The organism is Paenibacillus chibensis (assembly GCF_004001045.1).
Lineage (GTDB): Bacteria > Bacillota > Bacilli > Paenibacillales > Paenibacillaceae > Paenibacillus_AQ > Paenibacillus_AQ chibensis.
The window spans coordinates 67,069-88,769 of record NZ_BIMK01000035.1; the positions used below are offsets into that span (position 1 = coordinate 67,069).

At 52.5% G+C, this 21,701-nt stretch carries 21 protein-coding genes; 14 read left to right on the top strand and 7 right to left on the bottom strand.

Features of this window, described 5'->3' with window-relative positions; genetic code table 11:
- Positions 1–219 precede the first annotated feature (219 nt).
- The 10 genes from PCH05_RS22125 (at position 220) to PCH05_RS22170 (ending at position 8,957) form a co-directional block, all read left to right on the top strand.
- Positions 220–1,551 (top strand): arsenic transporter, encoded by a 1,332-nt coding sequence (locus PCH05_RS22125; RefSeq protein WP_127605956.1) that lies wholly within the window; start codon positions 220–222, stop codon positions 1,549–1,551.
- A 154-nt stretch (positions 1,552–1,705) separates the two neighbouring features.
- Entirely contained in the window at positions 1,706–2,701 is a 996-nt protein-coding gene (locus tag PCH05_RS22130) for a CAP domain-containing protein (RefSeq protein ID WP_127605958.1), read from the top strand.
- 175 nt (positions 2,702–2,876) lie between these two features.
- Entirely contained in the window at positions 2,877–3,842 is a 966-nt protein-coding gene (locus tag PCH05_RS22135; protein ID WP_127605960.1) for an ABC transporter ATP-binding protein, read from the top strand.
- Positions 3,835–4,584: an ABC transporter permease gene (locus tag PCH05_RS22140; protein WP_127605962.1), complete on the top strand. Its 750-nt coding sequence runs from the start codon at positions 3,835–3,837 to the stop codon at positions 4,582–4,584. Before PCH05_RS22135 ends, PCH05_RS22140 begins: the two co-directional genes overlap by 8 nt.
- Positions 4,585–4,627: 43 nt before the next feature.
- On the top strand, positions 4,628–5,044 hold the full coding sequence (locus PCH05_RS22145; RefSeq protein WP_127605964.1) for a GntR family transcriptional regulator: 417 nt from the start codon (positions 4,628–4,630) through the stop codon (positions 5,042–5,044).
- Positions 5,022–5,720 carry an ABC transporter ATP-binding protein gene (locus PCH05_RS22150; protein WP_127605966.1) on the top strand — a complete coding sequence of 233 codons (699 nt, stop codon included), beginning with the start codon at positions 5,022–5,024 and terminating at the stop codon, positions 5,718–5,720. The genes PCH05_RS22145 and PCH05_RS22150 overlap by 23 nt, the downstream gene beginning before the upstream one ends.
- The gene (locus PCH05_RS22155) at positions 5,717–6,457 is read left to right on the top strand and encodes a hypothetical protein (protein ID WP_127605968.1); all 741 of its coding nucleotides are present in this window, start codon (positions 5,717–5,719) and stop codon (positions 6,455–6,457) included. Before PCH05_RS22150 ends, PCH05_RS22155 begins: the two co-directional genes overlap by 4 nt.
- 158 nt (positions 6,458–6,615) lie before the next feature.
- Positions 6,616–7,305, top strand: coding sequence for a hypothetical protein (locus tag PCH05_RS22160; RefSeq protein WP_127605970.1), 690 nt, complete (start codon positions 6,616–6,618; stop codon positions 7,303–7,305).
- A gap of 202 nt (positions 7,306–7,507) precedes the next feature.
- On the top strand, positions 7,508–8,359 hold the full coding sequence (locus PCH05_RS22165; RefSeq protein WP_127605972.1) for a MurR/RpiR family transcriptional regulator: 852 nt from the start codon (positions 7,508–7,510) through the stop codon (positions 8,357–8,359).
- An 82-nt stretch (positions 8,360–8,441) separates the two neighbouring features.
- Entirely contained in the window at positions 8,442–8,957 is a 516-nt protein-coding gene (locus tag PCH05_RS22170; protein ID WP_127605974.1) for a mismatch-specific DNA-glycosylase, read from the top strand.
- 65 nt (positions 8,958–9,022) lie between these two features.
- On the opposite strand, the gene qoxD is transcribed toward PCH05_RS22170, so the two are convergent.
- The 4 genes from qoxD to qoxA are packed head-to-tail and all read right to left on the bottom strand — an operon-like array spanning position 9,023 to position 12,848.
- Positions 9,023–9,307 (bottom strand): cytochrome aa3 quinol oxidase subunit IV, encoded by a 285-nt coding sequence (gene qoxD / locus PCH05_RS22175; protein ID WP_127605976.1) that lies wholly within the window; start codon positions 9,305–9,307, stop codon positions 9,023–9,025.
- Between the two features lies 1 nt (position 9,308).
- Positions 9,309–9,905 carry a cytochrome aa3 quinol oxidase subunit III gene (gene qoxC / locus PCH05_RS22180; protein WP_127605978.1) on the bottom strand — a complete coding sequence of 199 codons (597 nt, stop codon included), beginning with the start codon at positions 9,903–9,905 and terminating at the stop codon, positions 9,309–9,311.
- Positions 9,902–11,848: a cytochrome aa3 quinol oxidase subunit I gene (gene qoxB, locus PCH05_RS22185; protein ID WP_127605980.1), complete on the bottom strand. Its 1,947-nt coding sequence runs from the start codon at positions 11,846–11,848 to the stop codon at positions 9,902–9,904. The genes qoxC and qoxB overlap by 4 nt, the downstream gene beginning before the upstream one ends.
- Positions 11,849–11,876: 28 nt before the next feature.
- Positions 11,877–12,848 carry a cytochrome aa3 quinol oxidase subunit II gene (gene qoxA, locus PCH05_RS22190; RefSeq protein ID WP_127605982.1) on the bottom strand — a complete coding sequence of 324 codons (972 nt, stop codon included), beginning with the start codon at positions 12,846–12,848 and terminating at the stop codon, positions 11,877–11,879.
- A 405-nt stretch (positions 12,849–13,253) separates the two neighbouring features.
- On the opposite strand from qoxA, the gene PCH05_RS22195 reads away from it, so the two are divergent.
- Entirely contained in the window at positions 13,254–13,982 is a 729-nt protein-coding gene (locus PCH05_RS22195) for an HAD family hydrolase (RefSeq protein WP_127605984.1), read from the top strand.
- Positions 13,983–14,116: 134 nt separating this feature from the next.
- On the opposite strand, the gene PCH05_RS22200 is transcribed toward PCH05_RS22195, so the two are convergent.
- Both PCH05_RS22200 and PCH05_RS22205 read right to left on the bottom strand, forming a co-directional pair.
- On the bottom strand, positions 14,117–16,087 hold the full coding sequence (locus PCH05_RS22200; protein ID WP_127605986.1) for a DUF2339 domain-containing protein: 1,971 nt from the start codon (positions 16,085–16,087) through the stop codon (positions 14,117–14,119).
- A gap of 92 nt (positions 16,088–16,179) precedes the next feature.
- On the bottom strand, positions 16,180–17,100 hold the full coding sequence (locus PCH05_RS22205; RefSeq protein WP_127605988.1) for an AEC family transporter: 921 nt from the start codon (positions 17,098–17,100) through the stop codon (positions 16,180–16,182).
- A gap of 376 nt (positions 17,101–17,476) precedes the next feature.
- On the opposite strand from PCH05_RS22205, the gene PCH05_RS22210 reads away from it, so the two are divergent.
- Positions 17,477–17,950 (top strand): hypothetical protein, encoded by a 474-nt coding sequence (locus tag PCH05_RS22210; protein WP_127605991.1) that lies wholly within the window; start codon positions 17,477–17,479, stop codon positions 17,948–17,950.
- On the opposite strand, the gene PCH05_RS22215 is transcribed toward PCH05_RS22210, so the two are convergent.
- The gene (locus PCH05_RS22215; protein ID WP_127606013.1) at positions 17,947–18,657 is read right to left on the bottom strand and encodes a FadR/GntR family transcriptional regulator; all 711 of its coding nucleotides are present in this window, start codon (positions 18,655–18,657) and stop codon (positions 17,947–17,949) included. The two genes, PCH05_RS22210 and PCH05_RS22215, sit on opposite strands and share 4 nt — an antisense overlap.
- A 233-nt stretch (positions 18,658–18,890) precedes the next feature.
- Between PCH05_RS22215 and PCH05_RS22220 the strand changes: the two genes are divergently transcribed.
- Positions 18,891–20,306 carry an FAD-binding oxidoreductase gene (locus PCH05_RS22220; protein WP_127605993.1) on the top strand — a complete coding sequence of 472 codons (1,416 nt, stop codon included), beginning with the start codon at positions 18,891–18,893 and terminating at the stop codon, positions 20,304–20,306.
- Positions 20,299–21,636 carry a (Fe-S)-binding protein gene (locus tag PCH05_RS22225; protein ID WP_326069371.1) on the top strand — a complete coding sequence of 446 codons (1,338 nt, stop codon included), beginning with the start codon at positions 20,299–20,301 and terminating at the stop codon, positions 21,634–21,636. The genes PCH05_RS22220 and PCH05_RS22225 overlap by 8 nt, the downstream gene beginning before the upstream one ends.
- The last annotated feature ends 65 nt before the right edge of the window (positions 21,637–21,701 follow it).

Sequence of the window (21,701 nt, forward strand, 5' to 3'; positions counted from 1 at the left end):
GCAGATTTTGATAGATTCCGTGTGATTGGCCATGTCGAAGCTTGTTCGCCGCACGTATACATACATTATCGAAGAGTAGTAGAGTTTACGGGTTAAAGGAGGGATGCAGCAGGATAAAGCCTTCAATCATTTTAGATAGAAAAAGAGTTTCAGATTATTGACGCAAAGGAGAGCTGCGCACGTAAAAAACCACTTTAATGTTAGAGATGAGGGCTTAACATGCATGATCTAATGGTGTTGATTACAGTTTGTTCCTTCCTGTTAACCATCGGCTTCATTTTTTGGCGTCCCCAGGTCAATGAAGCCATCCCGGTAACGATCGGAGCAATCCTGGTTCTGCTCAGCGGCAGCGTCTCTTTGGCAGACCTGGTCCAAATCACGCAAACGATCAGCGGTGCAGCGGTAACAATTATGGCCACCATTGTCATGGCAATCGTACTGGAAAGCTTCGGATTTTTTCATTGGGCAACCGATCTGCTGACCGCCAAGGCCAGAGGATCGGGGATCCGGCTGTTTTGGCTGACGAATGTATTCTGTTTCATGATGACGCTGTTCGTGAATAATGACGGCAGCATCCTGATTACGACCCCGATCCTGCTGATGATGCTGAAAAACATGGGGCTGAAAAATCACCAGAAAATCCCCTACTTGATCTCCGGGGCGATCATAGCCACCGCCTCAAGCGCACCGATCGGCGTAAGTAATATTGTCAACCTGATCGCGCTCAAAATCGTTCACATGGACTTGTACATGCATACGGCCATGATGTTCATTCCCGCAACGCTCGGACTGGCTTTGCTTACCGGTCTTTTATTTCTGATGTTCTACCGCACGCTTCCCCAAAAGCTGCCGCCAACCGCCAGATGGAATTTAAAACCCGGACAGCATCCCCTTCAAAGGCCCCTGGAGCCGGAATATAGCAAGAAATTCATGAGAAACATTCTGATCTTTGTCCTATGTGTCCGAATCAGCTTATTCGTGGCTTCCTTCCTGCAGTTCCCTGTATCCTACATGGCCGTGATCGGATCGGTGCTATTGCTAGGCTGGCGCTGGTATCAGCTTAAAATCCCTCCGCTGGATATGATGAAGAAAACGCCCTGGTATATTTTCATCTTCGCGTTCAGCATGTATGTAATCATCTATGGACTGAACAATATCGGCCTGACGGATTGGCTGATCCGGGCGCTCCAGCCGATCGTATCGGGCAGTCTGCTGTATGCCAGCGTATTGATGGGCGGACTCATCAGCGTCCTGTCCAATATTTTCAATAACCACCCGGCACTGATGGTGGGTACCATAACGCTGACTCATATGGGACTGGATCCGCTTACTTTGAAAATCTCCTATTTAGCCAGCGTGATCGGCAGTGATATCGGTTCGTTGCTGCTTCCCATCGGTACGCTTGCAACCTTGATGTGGCTGCACATTGTACGTAAGGGCGGCGTTCATATCAAGTGGTCCCAATACCTGAAGGTGACGATCGTCGTTATTCCAATCACGGTGCTGTTTACGCTCGTTATCCTATCGTATTGGGTATCCTGGATTTTTTGAGAATTGCATATTCAAGAAGGATTTAATTCGTATATGTGAAATAAATCATACTTCAGCAGCTACTGCTGAAGTTTTTTGTTCTATATTAGGAGGAAAATGATGGATTTTGTCGAATGTTAACCAATGACCTTACCAACGAAAGGAGGAGCATCATGTGCTGAAAAAAGGTTGTGGGAAGCTAACCGCCCAAGGAAGCGGCAGGCGGGATATCCGGCTTCGCCGCAGAGCTCGGTATCTGGCTTTAACCGCGGCCGCTGTTGCCGGGGTGCTGCTCGGAAACGCTGCGATCGCCCCTCATTCGTATGCGGCTGCAAGCAGCCAGCCGGGCATAACGACAGAGCAAAGCGACGCCTTGGCATATTTGAATGGGGTTCGCGCCAAGCTTGGACTTCCGTCCCTGAAGTACAATGCGAATATGTCCAAAGCGGCAAAGCTGCATGCCGTGTACTACAATACCAACCATGAGAAAACCGCATCGCAGAGCGCGCATAATGAAACCAAAGGTCTTCCCGGATTTACGGGAGTGACCGTCGTCGACCGCCTGAAGGCTTCGGGCTGGACACCTGGTCCCAGCGGGTATATGACCGGGGAGGTCATGCATTACGGCCAGACCAGCATCCAGGGAGCCATAGAGGGGTGGATGGATACGGCGTATCATCGCGAAATCATCCTCAGCCACAAATATCAGGAGGTCGGCGTGGGTTATGCGGAGGGCACGGCCGTATTGGATATGGCAGGACCGTATCATCCGACGTCCATCAAGGGCGGAATCGCTGTGTATCCCTACGACGGCATGAAGAATGTCGGGCTCGGGTTTTACGGCAACGAAAATCCGAACCCGCTCAGCCAGTTCAAGGTCAAATCGAGCGGCTATATTATTTCGGCGACGACCGAGAAAGAAATGATATGGCATACGGCGAAGATCAGGGACGAGAAAGGCGTGGACGTGCCTTATTTTGAGGAGCTCCATAGCAAGGACACGCTGTTCCTATTCCCGAAATCCGTCCTCAAAAAGAGCCATACATATCAAGTTTCACTGTCCTATGAAATGAAAGGAACGCCTGGAAAAAAACAAAAAGTATGGTCGTTCACCACCGGCGAAGCCTCGAAGCAAGAGCTTCAAAACGCTGACGCCGCCGGCGTGAAATGAAATCGAAGCAGCATGCCCGAGGAAAGTTATTTGAAAGAACGCTCATGAAACCGGAAAAGCCGTCCCTTAAAGGGATGGCTTTTTCTTTATTTATAAATTCCAAAAATTAGGCTTTACAATACTGATGTCCTAGTGTACTATCTAACTATAACACTAATACAAAGGAGATGTGACCATGAACCATCCTAACGATATATTGGGCGATGACGCGGTATTGTCCCTGAGAGGCGTATCCAAAAAGATAGGCGGCAAAAAAATCGTCGACCAGCTTTCCTTCGACGTTCATGAAGGGGAAGTTGTCGGGCTTCTCGGTCCGAACGGAGCCGGTAAAACAACGACGATCCGGATGATCGCCGGACTGATTCAAATGAGCGAAGGCGATGTGTTTGTCCGCGGCAGCAGCATCCGCCACGAATGGAAAAAGGCGATCCGCCACATCGGAGCCATCATTGAGAATCCGGAGTTTTACCCGTATATGACGGGCTACGATAACCTGAAGCAGTATCAGCGGATGAACGAGTGGATCAGCAATGACCGGATCGACGAGGTGGTCCGGCTGGTAGGCCTTGAACAGGCCATGAAGAAGAAGGTGAAGGCTTATTCTCTCGGCATGCGGCAGCGGCTCGGCATTGCGCAGGCGCTGCTTCATCAGCCGTCCGTGCTCATTCTGGATGAGCCGACCAACGGACTCGATCCGGCAGGCATCCGCGAGATGCGCGATTATCTGAAAACAATCGCCCGGGAGGAAGGCATCTCCATCCTGGTCTCCAGCCATCTGCTGCTGGAGATGGAGCAGTTGTGCAGCCGGGTCGTCGTCATTCAGGACGGCAAGCTGGTTACGGTGCGCTCGATCGGAGAAAACCATGCCCCGTCGAACGAAGAGAAGAACTTCGTGCGCGTCATGTTCCGCGTCGGCCGCCTGGAGGAGGCGAAGAACGTACTGGATAGCCAGGAAAGGGCCGAAATCGTTCAGGTCGCGGAGGAGCAGAGCGAACTGCTCGTGGCTCTCCGCTACAAAGACATCCCGGATATCGTGGCCGCGCTTGGCGCTGCGCGTATTCCGATTTATCAGGTGACGGAAATCAAGCAGTCGCTGGAAGACGAATTTTTGAAATGGACAGGAGGAAACCGCATTGCGTAATTTTATGGCATTGGTACACAACGAATGGCTCAAAATGTCCAAGAAACGCAGCTTTTTTATCCCTTACGCGATCATCGCTGTGGTGGCGGTGGGGCTCGCTTGGGCGTTGAAACACTGGGGCGGGGAGATGCTCGGAACGGCTTCCGATTATACGATCATGATGGCGGGCACAACCGGATTCGGACAATTCACCGCCATGCTCGCCGTCATTTTCACAGCAGGGCTTGTCGCCAGCGAGCACGGAATGGGCACGATCAAATTTTTGCTCATCCGCGGACAGAGCCGAGCCAAGATTCTTGCCTCCAAGTACGTCGCGGCACTGCTGTTCGCCCTCTCGTTGATCGTATGGTTGAATGTTGTCTGCTTCGCTGCGGGAGCTGTATGGTTCAGCACGGATCTTCCATCCGGAGCGCTCAGAGACATCCTGATCACCGCGGGCAGCTCCTTGGTGTTCAGCATCGTCTACATGACGCTGGGATTCATGATGGGCGTGCTCACCCGCTCCACGGGCGCGGCGATGGGCATCGGCATGGCGGCGATCGTACTCAGCGGGATTACGATTCCGAAAAACTTCTACAAATTCATTCTGTTTCCCAATGCGAACTTATCCGTGTACAACCACGGCGGGCAGCCTCCGCTTCCGGGCATGACGCTTCCTTTTTCGATTGCGGTTCTGGCGGTATATATTGTCTTGTTTCTTGGCGCCAGCTTTGTTACGTTTAAGAGACGTGATATTGCCTGAGGCATCGAGGAGCGTAAGCTGACGGCGAAAGGAGTCTATCCATTTGAGCATCGAATTCGACAACAATTTGCCGATCTATCTCCAAATCATGAATCATATCAAGCGGCAGATCGTATCCGGTCTGCTGCTGCCCGGCGACAAGATTCCGTCGGTCAGGGAGCTGGCGGCGGATTTACAGATTAACCCCAACACGATACAGCGGACGTTTCAGGAGCTGGAGCGCGAGGAAGTCGTTGAAACCAAACGCGGGCTAGGAAGATATGTGACAAGTGAGGAATCCAAAATTATGGCGATTAAAAAGGAAATGGCGGGAGATCTGCTTCACCAGTTCATTCACGGCATGCAGGAGCTGGGTTTCAAAAAACAGGATATCGTCTCCATTGTGAAGGAAGCCGTGGGAAACGACGGCAGCGAAGGCCGGAAGGAGGAGCGGGCGAATGGACACACTGCTGAAAGTTAACGGATTATCCAAAAGGTACGGCTCCAGGCAAGCTCTGGATAGCGTCAGCTTCTCGGTCGATCCAGGCAGAATCATCGGCCTGCTCGGCGCAAACGGCAGCGGTAAAAGCACGCTGATGCAGATCATCGCGGGTCTGACTCCGGCGGCATCCGGAGAGATTGCAGTCATGGGCAAGCCGCTCGGCAAGGAGACGAAAAGCCTGATCTCTTACATGCCGGACCGTCCGATGACGGAGAGCTGGATGAAGGTTCGGGATGCCGTCGCTTTTTATAACGATTTTTATGCGGATTTTGATGGGAGCAAAGCCCGTGAAATGTTGAGCTTCATGAACCTGGAAGAAACGAGCGCAGTCAGCAGCCTGTCCAAAGGCATGAACGAGCGGCTGCAGCTGACCCTTGCGCTTTCCCGGAACGTCAATTTGTATCTGCTGGACGAACCGATCGGCGGGGTGGACCCGGTCGCCCGGGACAAAATTTTGGATGCCATCGTTCGCTTCTACAGCGAGGACAGCAGCCTGATCGTGTGCACCCATCTCGTTCGGGACATGGAACGCATATTCGATGAGGTCATGTTCTTGAAGGATGGCCGCATCACGCTTCATGAGGAAGTGGAGAACCTTCGCATCAAGCATGGAAGGAGCGTCGATGACATGTTCAAAGAGGTGTTCGGCGAATGATCAAACTGCTGAAATATGATCTGAGACGCAATGCGAGCCTGCTGCTGGTCGTGGTGGCAGCCTTGATCGCAGGCGAACTCGCACTGATGTGGTCTCCGCTTGTTTTGCAAATTAAACTTGGGCTCCTGATCGGCATTCATTTTGCGGCTGCGGTGATCTTTTCGATTAACAATCTGATGGTGTTTGACTATAACATCAAGTCGGTCAGCCGCCGGCTGCTTCCGGTGAGCAACTATGCCTATGTGTGGGCTTCGATGCTGTATGCCATCTTAAACACGCTGGCGCTCATGGCGATCGCTATCGGGCCCGCCCTGTATTATCTCAACAGCTACGATACGATGTTTTTGAGCGATGTCTTTGATCTGCCCGCGTATGTGTGGTCGGAATTGGCACTGGAGACTGTTTTTATGGGGATTTACGGATTCCTGTTCATGTATGCGGTGATCGCCTTGACGCGGAGTATCGTCAAGAAAGGCGTGCTGTGGGTCGGGCTGATCGTATTCCTCGTTTTGAGCACCGTGGTCGATTGGGTGGAAGGCCTCCTGTTTCATCGGGACTCTACCCAGGCCTTCTCGTTCATCACCTTCAAGGTGGAAAACGGCGTCTTGGCGCATGAGACCTTCAATTCCGGCGCAAGCTGGAACGCCCTTGGCTCGCTCGTTTTCGAAATTCTGCTCTGCTTCGTTTTCCTGTATGTCATCAACTGGTGCGTGGAAAAGAGGATTGAAGCAAAATAAAAATGTAATCCCTATAGAATCCGCCAGTGGAGCATCCGCAGCGGATTTTTTTATTGGGTTCATTCATGTTCAGCCGTCGTCAGCAGGATATTAAGAAACCATGACGAAAAGAGATGACAGCATGTTGTGATGAACGAAGAACCCAAAGAGGGGATAAAATGAATACATTGATCGATCTGGCTGTAAAACAGAACATCGCCTGGTGCGCTGCCGTATGCGGCTCGCACGGTATCCGGCTGAATCCGGGGGAGCATATCTGGTGGCTTTCCTCCGAGGCTCCGTCGTTATATCCAGATGCCATCTCTTCAAGCATCGCAGCAACTCCGGAGGAACTAATCGGCCGGATCGGCGGCAAGACCGCGGCCAGCGTAAAGGACAGCTATGCGTCGCTTCACTTGGAAGCGCATGGCTTTCGCGTCTTGTTTGAGGCGCAATGGATTTACCTTCCGCCGAATGAAAAACATGAAGCCGTTAAGGCCCCGTGGCACGCCGTAACGGATGTGCAGCGGCTTCGCGCATGGAATGCCGCGAATGGAACGGAAGGAATCATCATGCCCGAGCTTCTGGCTGATGACCGCGTAAGGATTTTTATGCTGGAGAATGCGGAAGGCATCTCCGGTTTTATTGTCAGCTCGGACGAAGCGTCTGTCGGTGTTTCCAATGTTTTTGCTCCCGCAGTGATTTTAAACGAGATATGGCATGATATTGAGGCTGTTGCCGCGGAGGTGTTTCCGGACCTGCCGCTGGTAGGCTATGAAAGCGGGGATGCGCTCGCCGCAGCGCTCGCCGCCGGATGGCAGGCCATCGGCCCGCTCCGTGTCTGGATTCGGGAGAACTCGCAGGTATAGCATCCGAAACAAGGGCTTACCGACAGGCCTTAGTTGACTTTGTGAAGATGCTTGCAAACCTTTTGTTAAGCCGATACAATAGAATTAACTTACAGGCGGAATTAACCTTCATATTGATTTTCGGTGGAAATATTATCCCGAATGAATATACGGGCTGGATCGGTTGAAGTGTAACAGGAAGGGGATAAGGGCCTTGCCAAACATGCAGGAAATGGGGAAGACGCTGCTCAGCATCCGCAGCCATTTTAATGGGCTGACCAAGACGGAGCAGAAAGTGGCGCAGTATATTCTGGAGAATGCCCAGGATTTGATCTACGATTCGGTGACGGAGCTGGCGGAGAAGGCGGATGTCGGGGAGACGACCGTGCTTCGCTTTTGCCGCAAAATGAAGTTTCAGGGCTTCCAGGATTTCAAGCTTTCGCTTGCTCAGGACCTGGTCAAGCCGACGGATCATATCCATGAGGAAATCGCCGAGGATGACGACCCGCTTACGCTCGGGCATAAGATCATCGGAACGCATCTGCGGACGCTCGAGCAAACGCGAGAATTGGTCCACGAGGAGCAGCTGAATCTGGCCATTCAAGCCTTGACGGATGCATCGAATATACATTTCTTCGGTGTGGGCTCGTCGGGATTGACGGCGATGCAAGGGGCGCACAGCTTCGCAAGAATCGGCAAAAACAGCATCGCGAACACGGATACCCATTTTCAAGCGATGCAGGCATCCCTGATGAACAAGGGGGATATCGCGGTGGGACTGTCGATTTCAGGCAGCACGAAGGATACGATCGAGAGCCTGAACATCGCGAAAAAAACGGGAGCCCGCATCATCGCCATTACGAGCAACGCCCGTTCGCCGATCACGAAAGTCGCGGACATCGTGCTCATCATGGTCGGCAGGGAAAATCCGCTGCAGGGCAGCTCGCTGGCCGCCAAAATTTCGCAGCTCGCGATCATTGATATCCTGAACGTGGCCGTCTCCCTGCAGATGAAAAGCGAAGCGATCAAATACAGGGAAATTACCGCCAAAGCCACTGCGGACAAGCTGTACTAGACTATTCAATACCATTTGTAATCAAGGCTCTCGGAGAGAGTCTTTTTATATGGGTAAGAAAGCTGAAAGGAGGGTGAATAGAATGCCGGAAATTTCAGATCATCTGGACCATGGGTTGTCGGTTTTGTTCATTGGATTTAACCCGAGCCTGCTGTCCGGGGAAACCGGTCATCATTACGCCAATCCGCGCAACAATTTTTACCGGATTCTGTATCGTGCCGGTCTGACCCCAAGGCTGTATGATGCAGCGGAGGATCAGGATTTACTCAAGCTGGGCTACGGATTTACGAATATCGTTGCCCGCCCGACGCGCGGGATCGACGATATTGCACGCAGCGAGTATGCGGAGGGAAGGGAAATCCTGTACGACAAGCTAAAGGAATACCGCCCGAAGATCGCCTGTTTCGTCGGCAAGGGCGTATATACCGAGTACAGCAAAAAGTCGAAGGTGCATTGGGGTTTCCAACCTGATCCGGTGATCGCCGAGGTTCACGAATTCGTGGCGCCTTCGTCCAGCGGACTCGTGCGGATGCCGATGGAGGAGATCGTCGGAATCTACCGCCAGCTGGCGGAGTATATCGAGGAGCGCGGGGAGTAAGCCGCGGAACGCCAAAAAAAGAAGCTGCCCTTTTCGGGACAGCTTCTTTTCTTATTTTACTAACCTTATCTAAATCCCCAAATCATCGTAAACAGTGTACCGAAGACCGTAACGAGGCCGACGAACACGGCATAAGCGATATTGAGATACAGCGTCTTCTTGGAGGAAGTTTCGCCGATGTGCATGAACAGCACCAGCTGCAAAGATGCTTGAATCGCTGCACAAATGATCAGAATGACCATCGCGGCGGTAAACGTCAGGTCCCAGTAAATAACACCCAGTGCCACGAATGAAAGGACCAGCGAGAAGATATATCCCATCACGTGACGTATCGGGAATAATCGTGCCATATTACATCAATCCTTTCAGGTAGACAAAGCTGAAGATGAAGATCCAGACCACATCAAGAAAGTGCCAGTACAGCGAGAAGATAAACGACTTGTTGGCTGTTTCATCCGTAAAGCCTTGACGTTTGATTTGAATCAGGATACCAGTCCCCCACAGGAAGCCCATGGTCACGTGAAGACCGTGAGTGCCGAGGAGAACGAACAAACTGGACAGGAAGGCGCTGGTTTGCAGCGTTGCACCTTCATGAACATAATTCACGAATTCGGTAATCTCGATGCCGAGGAAGCCGAGGCCCAGCAGCAAGGTGATGCCGAAGAAGATCATCATCGGTTTCTTCATCCCGAGGCGCATGGCATGAATGCCAAGGCCGCAGGTGAAGCTGCTGGTCAAGAGAAGAACCGTTTCCCAGATGACACCGTTGATCTCAAAAAGCTCTTTTCCGGTCGGGCCGCTGCCCGTGCGGTTCCATAGCGTCAGGTATACCGCGAACAGCGTTGAGAATAGGACAATTTCAGCGCCGAGGAAAAGCCAGAAGCCGAAGATTTTATTGCTGTTCTCTTCCGTTCTGTATTCCAGCGGCAGTGCATCATTTATTTTCATACGGAATCACCCCGCAGTTTCTGTTCGGTAGCGGCAATTTCCTTCGCCGAAATGTGATATCCATGATCGCGTTCGAAGGAACGAAGCGCCAGCATGATCACCACACCTACGCCTGCAATGATCGCAGGAGTGAACCAGCTGAAGACCAGGAAGAAGCCGGCGAAGAACATAATTACACCAAGAATGAATGGCTGACCGCTGTTGTTAGGCATGTGAATCTCTTCATAAGGACCCTCTTTGTAAAGAGGCGCGTTATGCTTTTTGGAATGCCAGAAGGCATCTTGCGATTCAACATGAGGTACTTTAGCAAAGTTGTAAACCGGAACCGGGCTTGGTGTGCTCCACTCCAGCGTACGTGCATCCCATGGATCTCCGTGCTCATCTCGTGGGCTGTGACGGAAGCTGTAGTAGAAGTTGTAGCACAGAACCACGAAACCGATGGCGAGTACGAACGCGCCGATCGTTGCGATAAAGTTCAGCGGACCAAAGCCGGTGTCGGCCGAATAGGTGTACATCCGGCGCGTCATACCTTGCAGTCCAAGGAAGAACAGCGGCATGAACGCTACGTTGAAGCCGACGACGATCAGCCAGAAGGCTAATTTGGCACGGGCTTCGTTAAGCCGGAAGCCAAAGAGTTTAGGGAACCAGTAGTGAAGTCCGGCAAGCACCCCGAACACCGTACCAGGAATCAGCACATAGTGGAAGTGGGCAACCAGGAACATCGTATTATGGTACTGGTAATCGGCACTGGCCATCGCGAGCATAACGCCCGTCACGCCGCCGAAGGTAAAGATCGGAATAAAGGCCATGGCGTACAGCATCGGAGAGGTGAATGAAATCTTGCCTTTCCTTAGCGTGAACAGCCAGTTGAAGATTTTAACCCCGGTCGGAACGGCAATCAGCATCGTCGTAATCGAGAAGAAGCCGTTGACCATGGCTCCGGCACCCATCGTATAGAAGTGATGCGCCCATACGAGGAAGGACAGGAGCGAGATGATGACCATACTGAACACCATCGATTTGTATCCGTACAAATTCTTTTTCGAAAAGGTGGAAATAATATCGCTGAATATACCGAAGGCCGGCAAAATAACGATGTATACCTCCGGATGGCCCCATACCCAGAACAGGTTGGCCCAGAGCATATCCATGCCGCCGTTCGCCATGGTGAAGAACTGGCTGCCGAAAATCCGATCGAACATCATCAGGGCAAGCGCTACGGTCAGAACCGGGAACGCGAACAGGATGATAACGTTCGTAATCAGAACGGACCAGGTGAACATCGGCATTCGCATCAGCTTCATGCCTGGTGCACGCATTTTCAGGATCGTCACGATGAAGTTAACGCCGGTCATCAACGTACCGATACCGGAAATCTGCAGCGCGAGCGAGTAGAAGTTGTTACCCACGGTCGGGCTGAATTCAAGACTCGCCAGCGGGAAGTATGCGGACCAACCGGCATCAGGCGATCCCCCGATGACAAACGAGATGTTGAACAGCATGGCTCCCGCGAAGAAGAGCCAGAAGCTGACGGCGTTCAGTCTTGGAAAAGCAACGTCACGCGCGCCGATTTGCAGCGGCACGACAACGTTCATAAGTCCAATAACGAACGGCATCGCCATGAACAGGATCATAATAACCCCGTGCGTTGTGAAAATTTCGTTATAATGCTGGGAGTCCAGAAATCCGGATTCCGGTACCGCAAGCTGCGTACGCATCAACAGGGCGTCAACGCCGCCGCGGAACAGCATGATAAGAGCGGATAAAATATACATGACGCCAATCCGTTTATGGTCAACGGTGGTCAGCCATTCGCGCCATAAATATCCCCATTTCTTAAAATAGGTCAATCCGACGAGGATGGCGATGGATACGAGCACGATACTGACCATCGCTCCGTAAATCATCGGCTCACCGGTTACAAAAAATTCGTCCCATTTCATGCCACTTTAGTCTCCTTTCTCCATGATCTTAATGTCCACTTTCCATGGACGAATGATCTTTCATGTCCATATTGCTATGATCCATATTGCTCATATCGCTATGATCCATAGGCTCCTTGCCGGAGTCCGTGCTTTCAGTTTTGCTGTCTCCGTCATGTCCGTGCTCGGACATGTCCATAGGAGCCGGCGCGAAGCCAAGGTGGGTGGAAGTATACGATTTGCGGCCGACAATCTCGGTCTTCAGCAGCTTGTTAAACTCCTCCTCGGTGAGCTTCGGTGCGGTATCCTTCACGTCTTTAACCCATTTGCTGTATTCGGCAGGCGTTTGAGCCAGCACCTCGAATTCCATTTGGGCAAAGCCTTTACCGGAGAAGTTCGAGTTTTTACCCATAAACGAACCTTCATGTTCGGCTACCAGATTCAGCTTGGTTACCATATCGCTCATGGCGTATTTCTGACCACCGAGCTGCGGAACCCAGAAGCTTGTAATCGGACCGTAAGAGTAGAGACGGAACTCAACCGGACGGTTCGTCGGGATATTAACGTAGTTCACCGTTTCAATATTCTCTTCGGGATAGCTGAAGTGCCATTTCCAGTTCGAAGAAGCAGCATAAATGACAAGCGGCTTTTGAGTTTCGTAGCCGGCTGGCACCTTTTCAACAGCATTGGTCGTGCGCACTGTTACAACAGAGAGAATAGCTACGATAATGATCGGGATCACCGTCCAAATCAATTCCAGCCATTTATTTCCCTCCATGTGGGGTGGTTCATAATCATCACTTGTTTTGCTGGCGCGATATTTGGTCAGCATGACAACAAATAAGATGTAGACAACAAGCAAAACAAAAGCCATCATCAGAATCGAGAAAATAATGGTGTCGGACTGCGTTTTGGCAACCGGACCTTTCGGATTCAGTACAACCATGGAATTACATCCACTGAGAAGCATGATGATGGAAATAAGTATGGAAGTAAAAAGCCATCTTTTTTTGTTTTTCACGGGAAACTCCTTTCTAGCATGTCTTTAGTGCTGAGCTTTGGATTATTCGCGAATCCTTATAGCCCTAGCATAGTAATCTGCGAAATTGAAAACAAATACAAGACAATACATATTTGACATTAATATACATTTATTCTGTGATAAACTTCACATTCTCTCGGAAAAAACGTCAAAAAGAACGATAAACCTGCGAAAAGCCGCAAATTCGCCGATTTTCATTTTTGTTCATAATTGATCCGAGCCAGAACGGTTGTGCTAGTTCTGTCACAATTGAAAGGGGTTTATCACCTTGGAAAACATCATTTCAGCCCATGCTGAAAGCGGCGTAAACCTTGAAGAAATGTGCTAAAATAGACATAAATAAGCAATCTGTAACAAAAATCACAAGCAGGATGAGGAGATCATATGGGGGAAATCGGGAAGGACACAAAAGGGATCTTTTTTGATGTCGATGATACGCTTTACGATCATTTGCAGCCGCTTAGCCAAGCGCTCAAAAAAGTACTAGGCGCGGACGAGGATTTTCCTTATGAGGCGGTCTACCATAGATTCAGGTATTACAGTGATTTATTGTCCGCACGCCATGGCGGCGTCAATGCGGGCGGGGCGGAGCAGGATATGCAGGACATGAGAGTGAAGCGCGCCATGCTGGCCCTGGCCGATTTCGGCATTGAAGTGACGAAATTGGAAGCCGAGAGGATTCAGGGTGAATATTTGCAAGGGCAATTCCAGATCACTCCGTTTCCGGAGGCGGTCCGGCTCATCCGCGAGGTACAAGCTGCGGGGCATGTGGCCGGGTTGATTACGAACGGACCGGCAGAGCATCAATGGGCCAAAATCAGGGCGCTGGGCATGGATCAGGTTATTCCGCCTTCGCATATTTTCGTTTCCGGGGCCGTAGGCTATGACAAACCCGATCCGCGTCTGTTCGCGCATGTGAACGAAAGGACGAAAACGGAGCCTTCGAGCAGCTTTTACATCGGGGACTCATGGCGGAACGATGTCGTCGGGGCGCTTGCGGCCGGCTGGACGTCCATTTGGTTCAACCACCGCCATGTCGAGCCGGAGACGGATCATCGGCCGCATTATTTTGCGGCTAGTTACAGGGAGCTTGCAAGGATTTTGCTGCCTTGAAAAGACTGTACCTAAAAAGCAGATGGTTTCCCAAACGGGAAGCCATCTGCTTTTTTTCATAAATACCAGCACGTATAAAATTAGATTCATGCCAACCCGTGATCGCAAGAAAAGCAACAGCGAAACGGGATACGTCATACTTTTGGCTCGATAGAAGCTTCATCGGCGGGCGCTTCTTGGCTCCTGCGCTTGTAAAGAAACCTGGAAACAACCATTCCGAGCGCGCCGAGGCCGATAAAAAGAATTGCACGGACGGCTGTTGAAACGCCGGGCAGGTCCACGATAATGACTTTAATCAGGGTCAGAAAGAGCAGACTGATGCCGGCGATGCGGACCATCTTTCTTTGGATGACGATACCGCAGCCGATCACCAGCATCGCATAAAGCGCCCAAACAGCGGATAGGATCAAATGACGGAAATCGTAACTCTGCCCGGCGGTCAGCACATTTGTGATCTGGGTGATGAACACAATCGCCAGCATCGCGTCGGCCCACATCAGGATGTCCGGGAGGATATCAGCCGTTTCGCCCTTGGACAAGCGGATAACGTAGGATAGAAGCCAGATGCCAAGGAGCAGGATCATCCACGACAAGGTTTGTGGCGAAACCACCTGATGGATGGCCATCGTTAGCGTGCCGAGAGCTCCGTATGCAAAGACAACGCCGGAGGTAATCTGCTGCATCATATTTCTCAGCTTCAAACCAAGAATATAGCCTGCTGTTCCAATTACGACAGCCATGGCCGGGGAATAGCTATGGTCCAGAATATCCAGCGACCACACAAACCAGGCTGCGGTGGCGATGGATATGAATACCTGCGACCGTTGTCCCTGCATGGCTTTGCCGAGCGCCGCGAGGCTGTACAGCAGCGCCCATAGGATCAGCAGCAGCGGACGCCACTGAATGCCGTTTTCCGTATAAGGATACAGGGCGTACATCCAGAGCACCATGAGTCCGTACCCCGGAAAAAGGGTCAAGGCTTCGTCCAGCTTGCGGCGGGCAGGCCCGAACATGGCATAAGCCAGCAGTACCGCATGCTGGATGAAGATGGCTCCGATGAAAATATGGCGGCTCTCTCCGAAATCACCCGCGGCATAACCGAATAATAGCGGCAGATGAAGCACGCCCGCCGCCACGAAATAAGCGGCGCGAAAATCAAATTTCAAAGCGACGTATATCATGGCTAGCGAGAAGAGGGCTTCATAACCCGCGAACACCCAGGCATTCGGATGGGACGAATGCACGAGGAAGGGAATCAGGTACCCGGCCACCGTTGCGATGATGATCAGGGTCTGGGATCGGCGGCGCAGCGCCGTAAACACGCCCAGCGCGATGGACAGAATGTAGAGCGCAAAAGCAAGCCACGAAGGTATGAGTTCATACAGCTCATGCGCGGCGAACACGGTTAGAATGAGCACGCCGATCGAACCGCCCAGCAGAACCTGTCCCAGCGCCTCGCGCCGGCTGCGGATTTGCCTTTCGCCGAGCCAATACATGGCTGCGGAAGCGACGACGCCGAGCAGGCAGCGTACCGGCTCCGTCAAATAACCGGCGCTGACGGCGGCAGTGAATCCCCATAGCACGCCCAGCAGCAGAACCACAATAAAGATACGCGGCAGCCAGACGCGGGCGATCAGATACTCCCAGTCTTTAGGTGCTTTGGGCTCCTTTGGAAAGCTCGGCTGCTGCGGGTTATAAGCATAGGAAGGATATGCAACCTTGTCGGACCGGCCAGCCCCCTGTGCAGGTCCCGATCCTTGCCCTTGCTGATAGCCATAGGGGGCCTGAACCTGATCTGGTGCAGGTGCCGGGTTTCCTGGCGGCGGAAAGCCGGGGTAGCCATAACTCTGGCTATATACCGGAGGTGTTGACTGCTGGTGCAAACCGGACGGTCTTGGCATGCCCGGCTGTTGTTCATGAGCAGCATCACCACGAGGCATTTCTTCGTAACGAGGATCCGCTGAATGCTGCATCGCTCCTGATCCCGCTTTTGGTTCGGCCAGGCGCTCATCCCCTGGCCTGACTTGGCGCAGCTCGGCCAGCTCCAGCTCCATGGCTCTCATTTTGGCTTCGAGCTGCTCCAATCTTTTTTCCAACAAATCCAATGGATACTCACCCCTGGGATTCCATATTTATGTACATTTATTCGCTATACATAATATACCATAGGGAAACCGGTCATGAATCCGCTGCGTTACTAAAACATTTTGGCGAGTGAAATCAGTCCTGTGATGGTCACCACATTGAACAGCGTGGACAAGAGCACCGTTTGTGCGGCAAAGTCGGGCTCGCTTTTGTATTCCTCGGCAAGGATGGACGTATTGACGCCTGTCGGCATGCCGGATGCAATCAGAAGTGCCTGGGCGGGAATGCCTTTGAGGCCTAGCGCGAATACGAGCGCACACCCAATGGCCGGACCGACCAAGAGACGGACGAACAGGCTGATATAAATATCAAGCCGGTAAAGACGGAGCGGATACTTGACGATTTGGGCGCCGAGTGTGAGCAATGCCACGGCAACCATGGACTGCTGGGCGTATGTTAAAGGTTGAGACACGAATACAGGGAGGGGAGCATGCAGCGCGTGCAGCAGCAGTCCCAGTACGAGGGCATAGGGGACGGGCATTTTCAAAAAGCCGATGATCATGCTCCGGTAATTTCCCTTCATCTTGGCCCCTTGAATCGCAATCACGCCATACGTGAAGGTCAACAGGCTTTGGAGAGACATAATCAATGCCTGCATGGAAGAGGCCAGCGGGTCGCCCTTGAACACAAGCGCGTTGATCGGCATTCCGTAATTGCCGGAATTGTCGAGCATGATGCTGTTGTTGAATGCCGCCTTCATGCTGCTAGTAAATTTCAGGGGGCGGGCGATAATCGAGCCCAGCAGGTACAGGATCAGCACGTACAGCGCGTAAAATAAAATGACGGTGCCCAGCAATCCGCCGGACATATCCGAATGATACATACTCATGAAAACCGCTGCGGGAGTAATGCAGTAGAAATTGATTTTGGCAAGGGTATATAAGTCCAGACGAAAAATCCGCTGCATCAGGGAACCGAATCCGATCAGCACAAATACGGGCAGCACGACTTCAAGTAAAATCGTAACAATCATTGTCTCAGCTTCCTTTAATGATCATGTTGTCTTGGGAACTTATTCATTATAGCATCACTTGGAAGCCGGCAGGGGTGTAATTCATCACGCTTTTTTATTGGGATTATCTTCATTTTTTAGGAGTGCAGACCGAAAAATATAGCATACAGCAATGGGGTTGGCAGGTAAGCAGACTTACTCGGATGAAGGACTTTTTACCTCCACGGCTGCGTTAATTGCGCAAATAAGGTGCATGAAGCAACAGCAGTCCGGCGTCCGGATACAGGTAGAGTTAAAGCGCTTTAAATATCCGACAAACCGCAGCAAAAAAGACGGAATTGACCGCTGAGAACCAGAGGAAACCCGTCTTTGCTTCAATTGATAGGAGGTTGTATGTATGTTACCCGATTCAGAATATATTCCCGCAGGAAGCCGGGCCGATGCCCACAGACATGATATGTATGAACTGTATTCAAAAGCGCGCAGCTGGAATGATCTGTCCCAAAGCCATCTCAATCTTGCCGATCTCTTAATGGAGGAGGGACTTTGCAAGGCATCGTTGATCGTGGCCCACATGGCGGTAAAGGCCAAGCTGAAGCAGGTGTTCCTGCAGTCTGAAGGCATGCTTCCGCCAGAGGATCTCGGCTATGACGAACTGATCGGCCGCACGCGCGAGTTTGCGGAGATCGATTTGGAAACCGAGCTGTTTTTGACTACGCTTCAATATATCGCCGAAACGGAAAACGCCGCCTTTTTGCCGCGGATCGAGAGCGGACATTTGGAAAAGATGATTGCTCGCATTAAAAACGTGCTTTCGTGGCTCGATGTGTATGCGTTCAGCACCGCCGGAGCGATGCGGCTCGATAACTAGCTTCGGGTTTGCGAGCGCTGCAGGTGATGGTCTCCGGCATTCTTTTCGTCCAAAACCTGCTCCACTTTGGAAATATGGAGCTCCATGCGTGCCATGGCTTCCTTGGCATCCTGCTTCTCAATCGCCTCGTAAATATGCCTATGTTCCTGCAGCAAACGTTCGGCGGAGGAACGCTCCGCATAGAACCACAGTGCGCGCATATCCTTCATGCTCTCGTGCAGCTTTAGCGACAAGCTTTCCATGAGATCATGAAGGAGCGGGTTATGCGTCGCGGAGGCAATGCACTGATGGAACTTGACGTCAGCCTGTTCGATGAAGTGCTCATCTTCCGAGCGCTCCATATCCGCCAGCAGCTGCCTGAATGCAGCAAGGTCTGCTTCCGTCCGATGCTGCGCGGCTAGCGAAGCACAGCCCGTTTCGAGCACGCGCCGTACCTCCAGCACATGGCGCAGCGATGCGGCCCGGCCCTCCCAGAGATCGGCGTAATGCTGCATGGGATGGACCGGATCGGCTTCGGCCGGAGCCGCTTTGACGAACGTACCCCCGCCTTGCTTGATATTCAGCAGTCCCATCGCCTTCAGGGCGCTGAGCGCTTCCCGGATCGTCGATCTGCCTACATTATACTGCGCAGCCAGATCGACGACGGAAGAAAGACGGTCCCCGGGCTGCAAATGCCCCTCGTCCATCTGTTTTTTCAAATCATTCATAACCCACTCATACTGCTTAAGCGGCCTTTGCTGGCTGGTCAAAGCAACTCAACGCCCTTCCTCGATTATGTTTATTTCCCTTATTTTACCGCAAGCGCGGACAAGTTAAAATTTTAATTTTCCGGTTTAGGTCTATTTTCGATTCATATATTCTAGTGTATACTTGATCACATGAAAAGTCATCAGATGACCTGACTAATTTTAAACTTCAAACGATCAAAGGGGTGCTTTCCTTGCTGCAAGAACAAGTTAAACGCGAACTCATCGCCATATTGGGCAGCGATTATTTTAAGGAGGATCCGCAGTCTCTTGTCACCCATTCCTATGACGGGACGCCGATGCTGCAGTCTCTTCCCGATGCCGTCGTCTATCCGTCAAGCACGGAACAGGTATCCCAAATCATGAAGGTGCTGAGCCGCTATAAAATTCCGGTAGTCGGGAGAGGCTCCGGGACGAACCTCTGCGGGGGCACGGTTCCTGTGGAGGGCGGCGTCGTCATGGTGATGCACCGGATGAACCAGATTCTCGAAGTCGACCTAGAAAATTTGACGGCAACAGTACAGCCCGGCCTGAATACGAAGCTGTTCAGCACTCATGTGGAAAGCCTGGGGCTGTTCTATCCGCCCGATCCGAGCAGCATGTCGATTTCCACGATCGGGGGCAACATCGCCGAATGCTCCGGCGGGCTTCGCGGCCTCAAATACGGTACGACCAAGGATTACGTCATCGGCTTGGAGGCGGTGCTGGCAAACGGGGACATCATCCGCACCGGCGGCAAATTGATGAAGGACGTGGCGGGCTATGACCTGACGAAGCTGCTGGTCGGCTCGGAAGGCACGCTGGCTATTATTACAGAGGCCATTCTGAAGCTGATTCCGCCGCCAAGATATAAGAAAACCATGCTCGCGATGTACAAGGATTTGAACGGTGCGGCCCGGACGGTATCCAAAATCATCGAGAACCGGATCATTCCGGCGACACTGGAGATTCTGGACAATGCCACCATCCGCGTCGTGGATGATTTCGCGAAGCTGGGTCTGCCGCTGGATATGGAAGCGATTCTAATCATTGAGCAGGACGGCGACGAGGAAGCGGTGGAGCGGGATATCGCCATCATTACGGAAGTATGTACAAGCGAACATGCCGATCAGGTGAGCATTGCGGCCAGTGTGGAGGAGGCGGAGAAGCTGCTGACGGCACGCCGCAGCGCGTTCACGGCGCTGGCCAGACTGCGTCCGACGACCATTCTCGAGGATGCGACGGTGCCGCGTTCCAAAATTGCGGACATGGTCATCGAAATCAACCGGATCGCCAAGAAACATCAGGTGCAGATCAGCACGTTCGGCCATGCGGGTGACGGGAACTTGCATCCGACGGCCACTACCGATGCACGCGACAAGGAAGAGATCGAGCGGGTGGATGCGGCGTTCGAGGAGATCTTTGAAGCGGCCATCCGGCTGGGAGGAACGATTACCGGCGAGCATGGGGTCGGCATGGTCAAATCACCATATTTGGAATGGAAGGTGGGTCCGGCGGGAATGCAGGTCATGAAAGCGATCAAAAGCTCCTTTGATCCGGATAACCTGCTTAATCCGGGCAAGGTATTCGCGAAAGAAACACGCAAACGGGTGGTGATCCAGCGTGGCTAATGGGCAAACATCAACCAATGCATTGACCGAGAAGCTCCGTTTACGGCTCGATGAAGATCAGCTGACCAACTGCATGCGCTGCGGCTTTTGCCTTCCGGCATGCCCGACCTTCGCCGAGACAGGCCTGGAGGCGGAATCGCCGCGCGGCCGGATCGCCCTTATGAAGGCTGTCGCAGACGGCATCATGGAGCCGGATCAGGCCTTTGAAGACCAGATGAACCACTGCCTCGGCTGCCGCGCCTGTGAACCGGCCTGTCCGGCGGGCGTGCAGTACGGCCAGCTCATTGAGCAGGCGCGGGACGCGATCGAGGATCACAAGGAGCATAAAACTTGGGTGAAGGTAACGCGCAAGACGGCCTTCAAGGCCGTATTCCCTCACCAGCAGCGGATGAAATGGGTTGGGCGCGGCCTGCAGTTTTACCAGAAATCCGGGCTTCGCACGGTTGCCCATGCAACCGGGGCCATGAAGCTGTTTCCGAAGCATATGCGCGACATGGAGAAAATTCTCCCGGACGCATCCGGACAAGGCGTCGTGGAGAAAATCGGCGACCGCCATCCGGCCAAAGGCGAGAAAGTCGCCACAGTCGCCTTGTTCAGGGGCTGCATCATGGACGTTCTGTTTACAGAGACCAATATCCATACCGTGGATCTCCTGACGGCTGCCGGCTTTGAAGTCGTGATTCCGCGCCAGCAGAACTGCTGCGGCGCCCTGCATGCGCACAGCGGGGAAGCGGAGGGAGCACGGGATCTGGCAAGACGCAATATCAAGACCTTCAAGGACGCGGGCGTGGACTATATCGTCTCCAACGCCGGCGGCTGCGGAGCCATTTTGACCGAATATGACCATCTGCTGCATGAGGATCCGCAGTGGCGGGACGATGCGGTATGGTTTGCGGATCGGGTCATCGACATCAGTGACCTGCTCGTTCGTGCCGGCCGGAGCCTTGATTTCAGCCAAGGGCAGCAGGCAGGGGAACCCCCCGTCACGATTACGTATCAGGACTCGTGCCATCTCCGCAACGTCATGCGTTCAGCGGACGCTCCCCGCAAGCTGATGCGCTCCGTCGAGGGGGCGCAGTACGTCGAGATGAAGAATGCCGATCGCTGCTGCGGCTCGGCGGGAATCTATAACATCACGCAGCCGGTGATGGCCGGCCAGATTCTGGACCATAAAATGGAGCATGTTGAAGCGACCGGTGCCAGCTATTTGCTGACCAGCAATCCGGGATGCCTGCTGCAGATGAAGCATGGCATTGAAGAGCAGGGACTCGGTAAACAGATGAAGGCGGTGCATATCGTCGATTTCCTGCATGAACGGATGCAAAAATAAGGTTTATTGCATGAAGGGGATATTCCCGCAAAAAAGAAAAGGCCAACCACGCAGTCCGTAGGACA

Bases quoted from the DNA above. Each gene is read 5' to 3' on its own strand.
- PCH05_RS22125 (WP_127605956.1), top strand. From the start codon at position 220: ATGCATGATCTAATGGTGTTGATTACAGTTTGTTCCTTCCTGTTAACC.
- PCH05_RS22135 (WP_127605960.1), top strand. From the start codon at position 2,877: ATGAACCATCCTAACGATATATTGGGCGATGACGCGGTATTGTCCCTG.
- PCH05_RS22150 (WP_127605966.1), top strand. From the start codon at position 5,022: ATGGACACACTGCTGAAAGTTAACGGATTATCCAAAAGGTACGGCTCC.
- PCH05_RS22155 (WP_127605968.1), top strand. From the start codon at position 5,717: ATGATCAAACTGCTGAAATATGATCTGAGACGCAATGCGAGCCTGCTG.
- PCH05_RS22160 (WP_127605970.1), top strand. From the start codon at position 6,616: ATGAATACATTGATCGATCTGGCTGTAAAACAGAACATCGCCTGGTGC.
- PCH05_RS22165 (WP_127605972.1), top strand. From the start codon at position 7,508: ATGCAGGAAATGGGGAAGACGCTGCTCAGCATCCGCAGCCATTTTAAT.
- PCH05_RS22170 (WP_127605974.1), top strand. From the start codon at position 8,442: ATGCCGGAAATTTCAGATCATCTGGACCATGGGTTGTCGGTTTTGTTC.
- qoxD (WP_127605976.1), bottom strand. From the start codon at position 9,307: ATGGCACGATTATTCCCGATACGTCACGTGATGGGATATATCTTCTCG.
- qoxC (WP_127605978.1), bottom strand. From the start codon at position 9,905: ATGAAAATAAATGATGCACTGCCGCTGGAATACAGAACGGAAGAGAAC.
- qoxB (WP_127605980.1), bottom strand. From the start codon at position 11,848: ATGAAATGGGACGAATTTTTTGTAACCGGTGAGCCGATGATTTACGGA.
- PCH05_RS22195 (WP_127605984.1), top strand. From the start codon at position 13,254: ATGGGGGAAATCGGGAAGGACACAAAAGGGATCTTTTTTGATGTCGAT.
- PCH05_RS22205 (WP_127605988.1), bottom strand. From the start codon at position 17,100: ATGATTGTTACGATTTTACTTGAAGTCGTGCTGCCCGTATTTGTGCTG.
- PCH05_RS22210 (WP_127605991.1), top strand. From the start codon at position 17,477: ATGTTACCCGATTCAGAATATATTCCCGCAGGAAGCCGGGCCGATGCC.
- PCH05_RS22215 (WP_127606013.1), bottom strand. From the start codon at position 18,657: ATGAATGATTTGAAAAAACAGATGGACGAGGGGCATTTGCAGCCCGGG.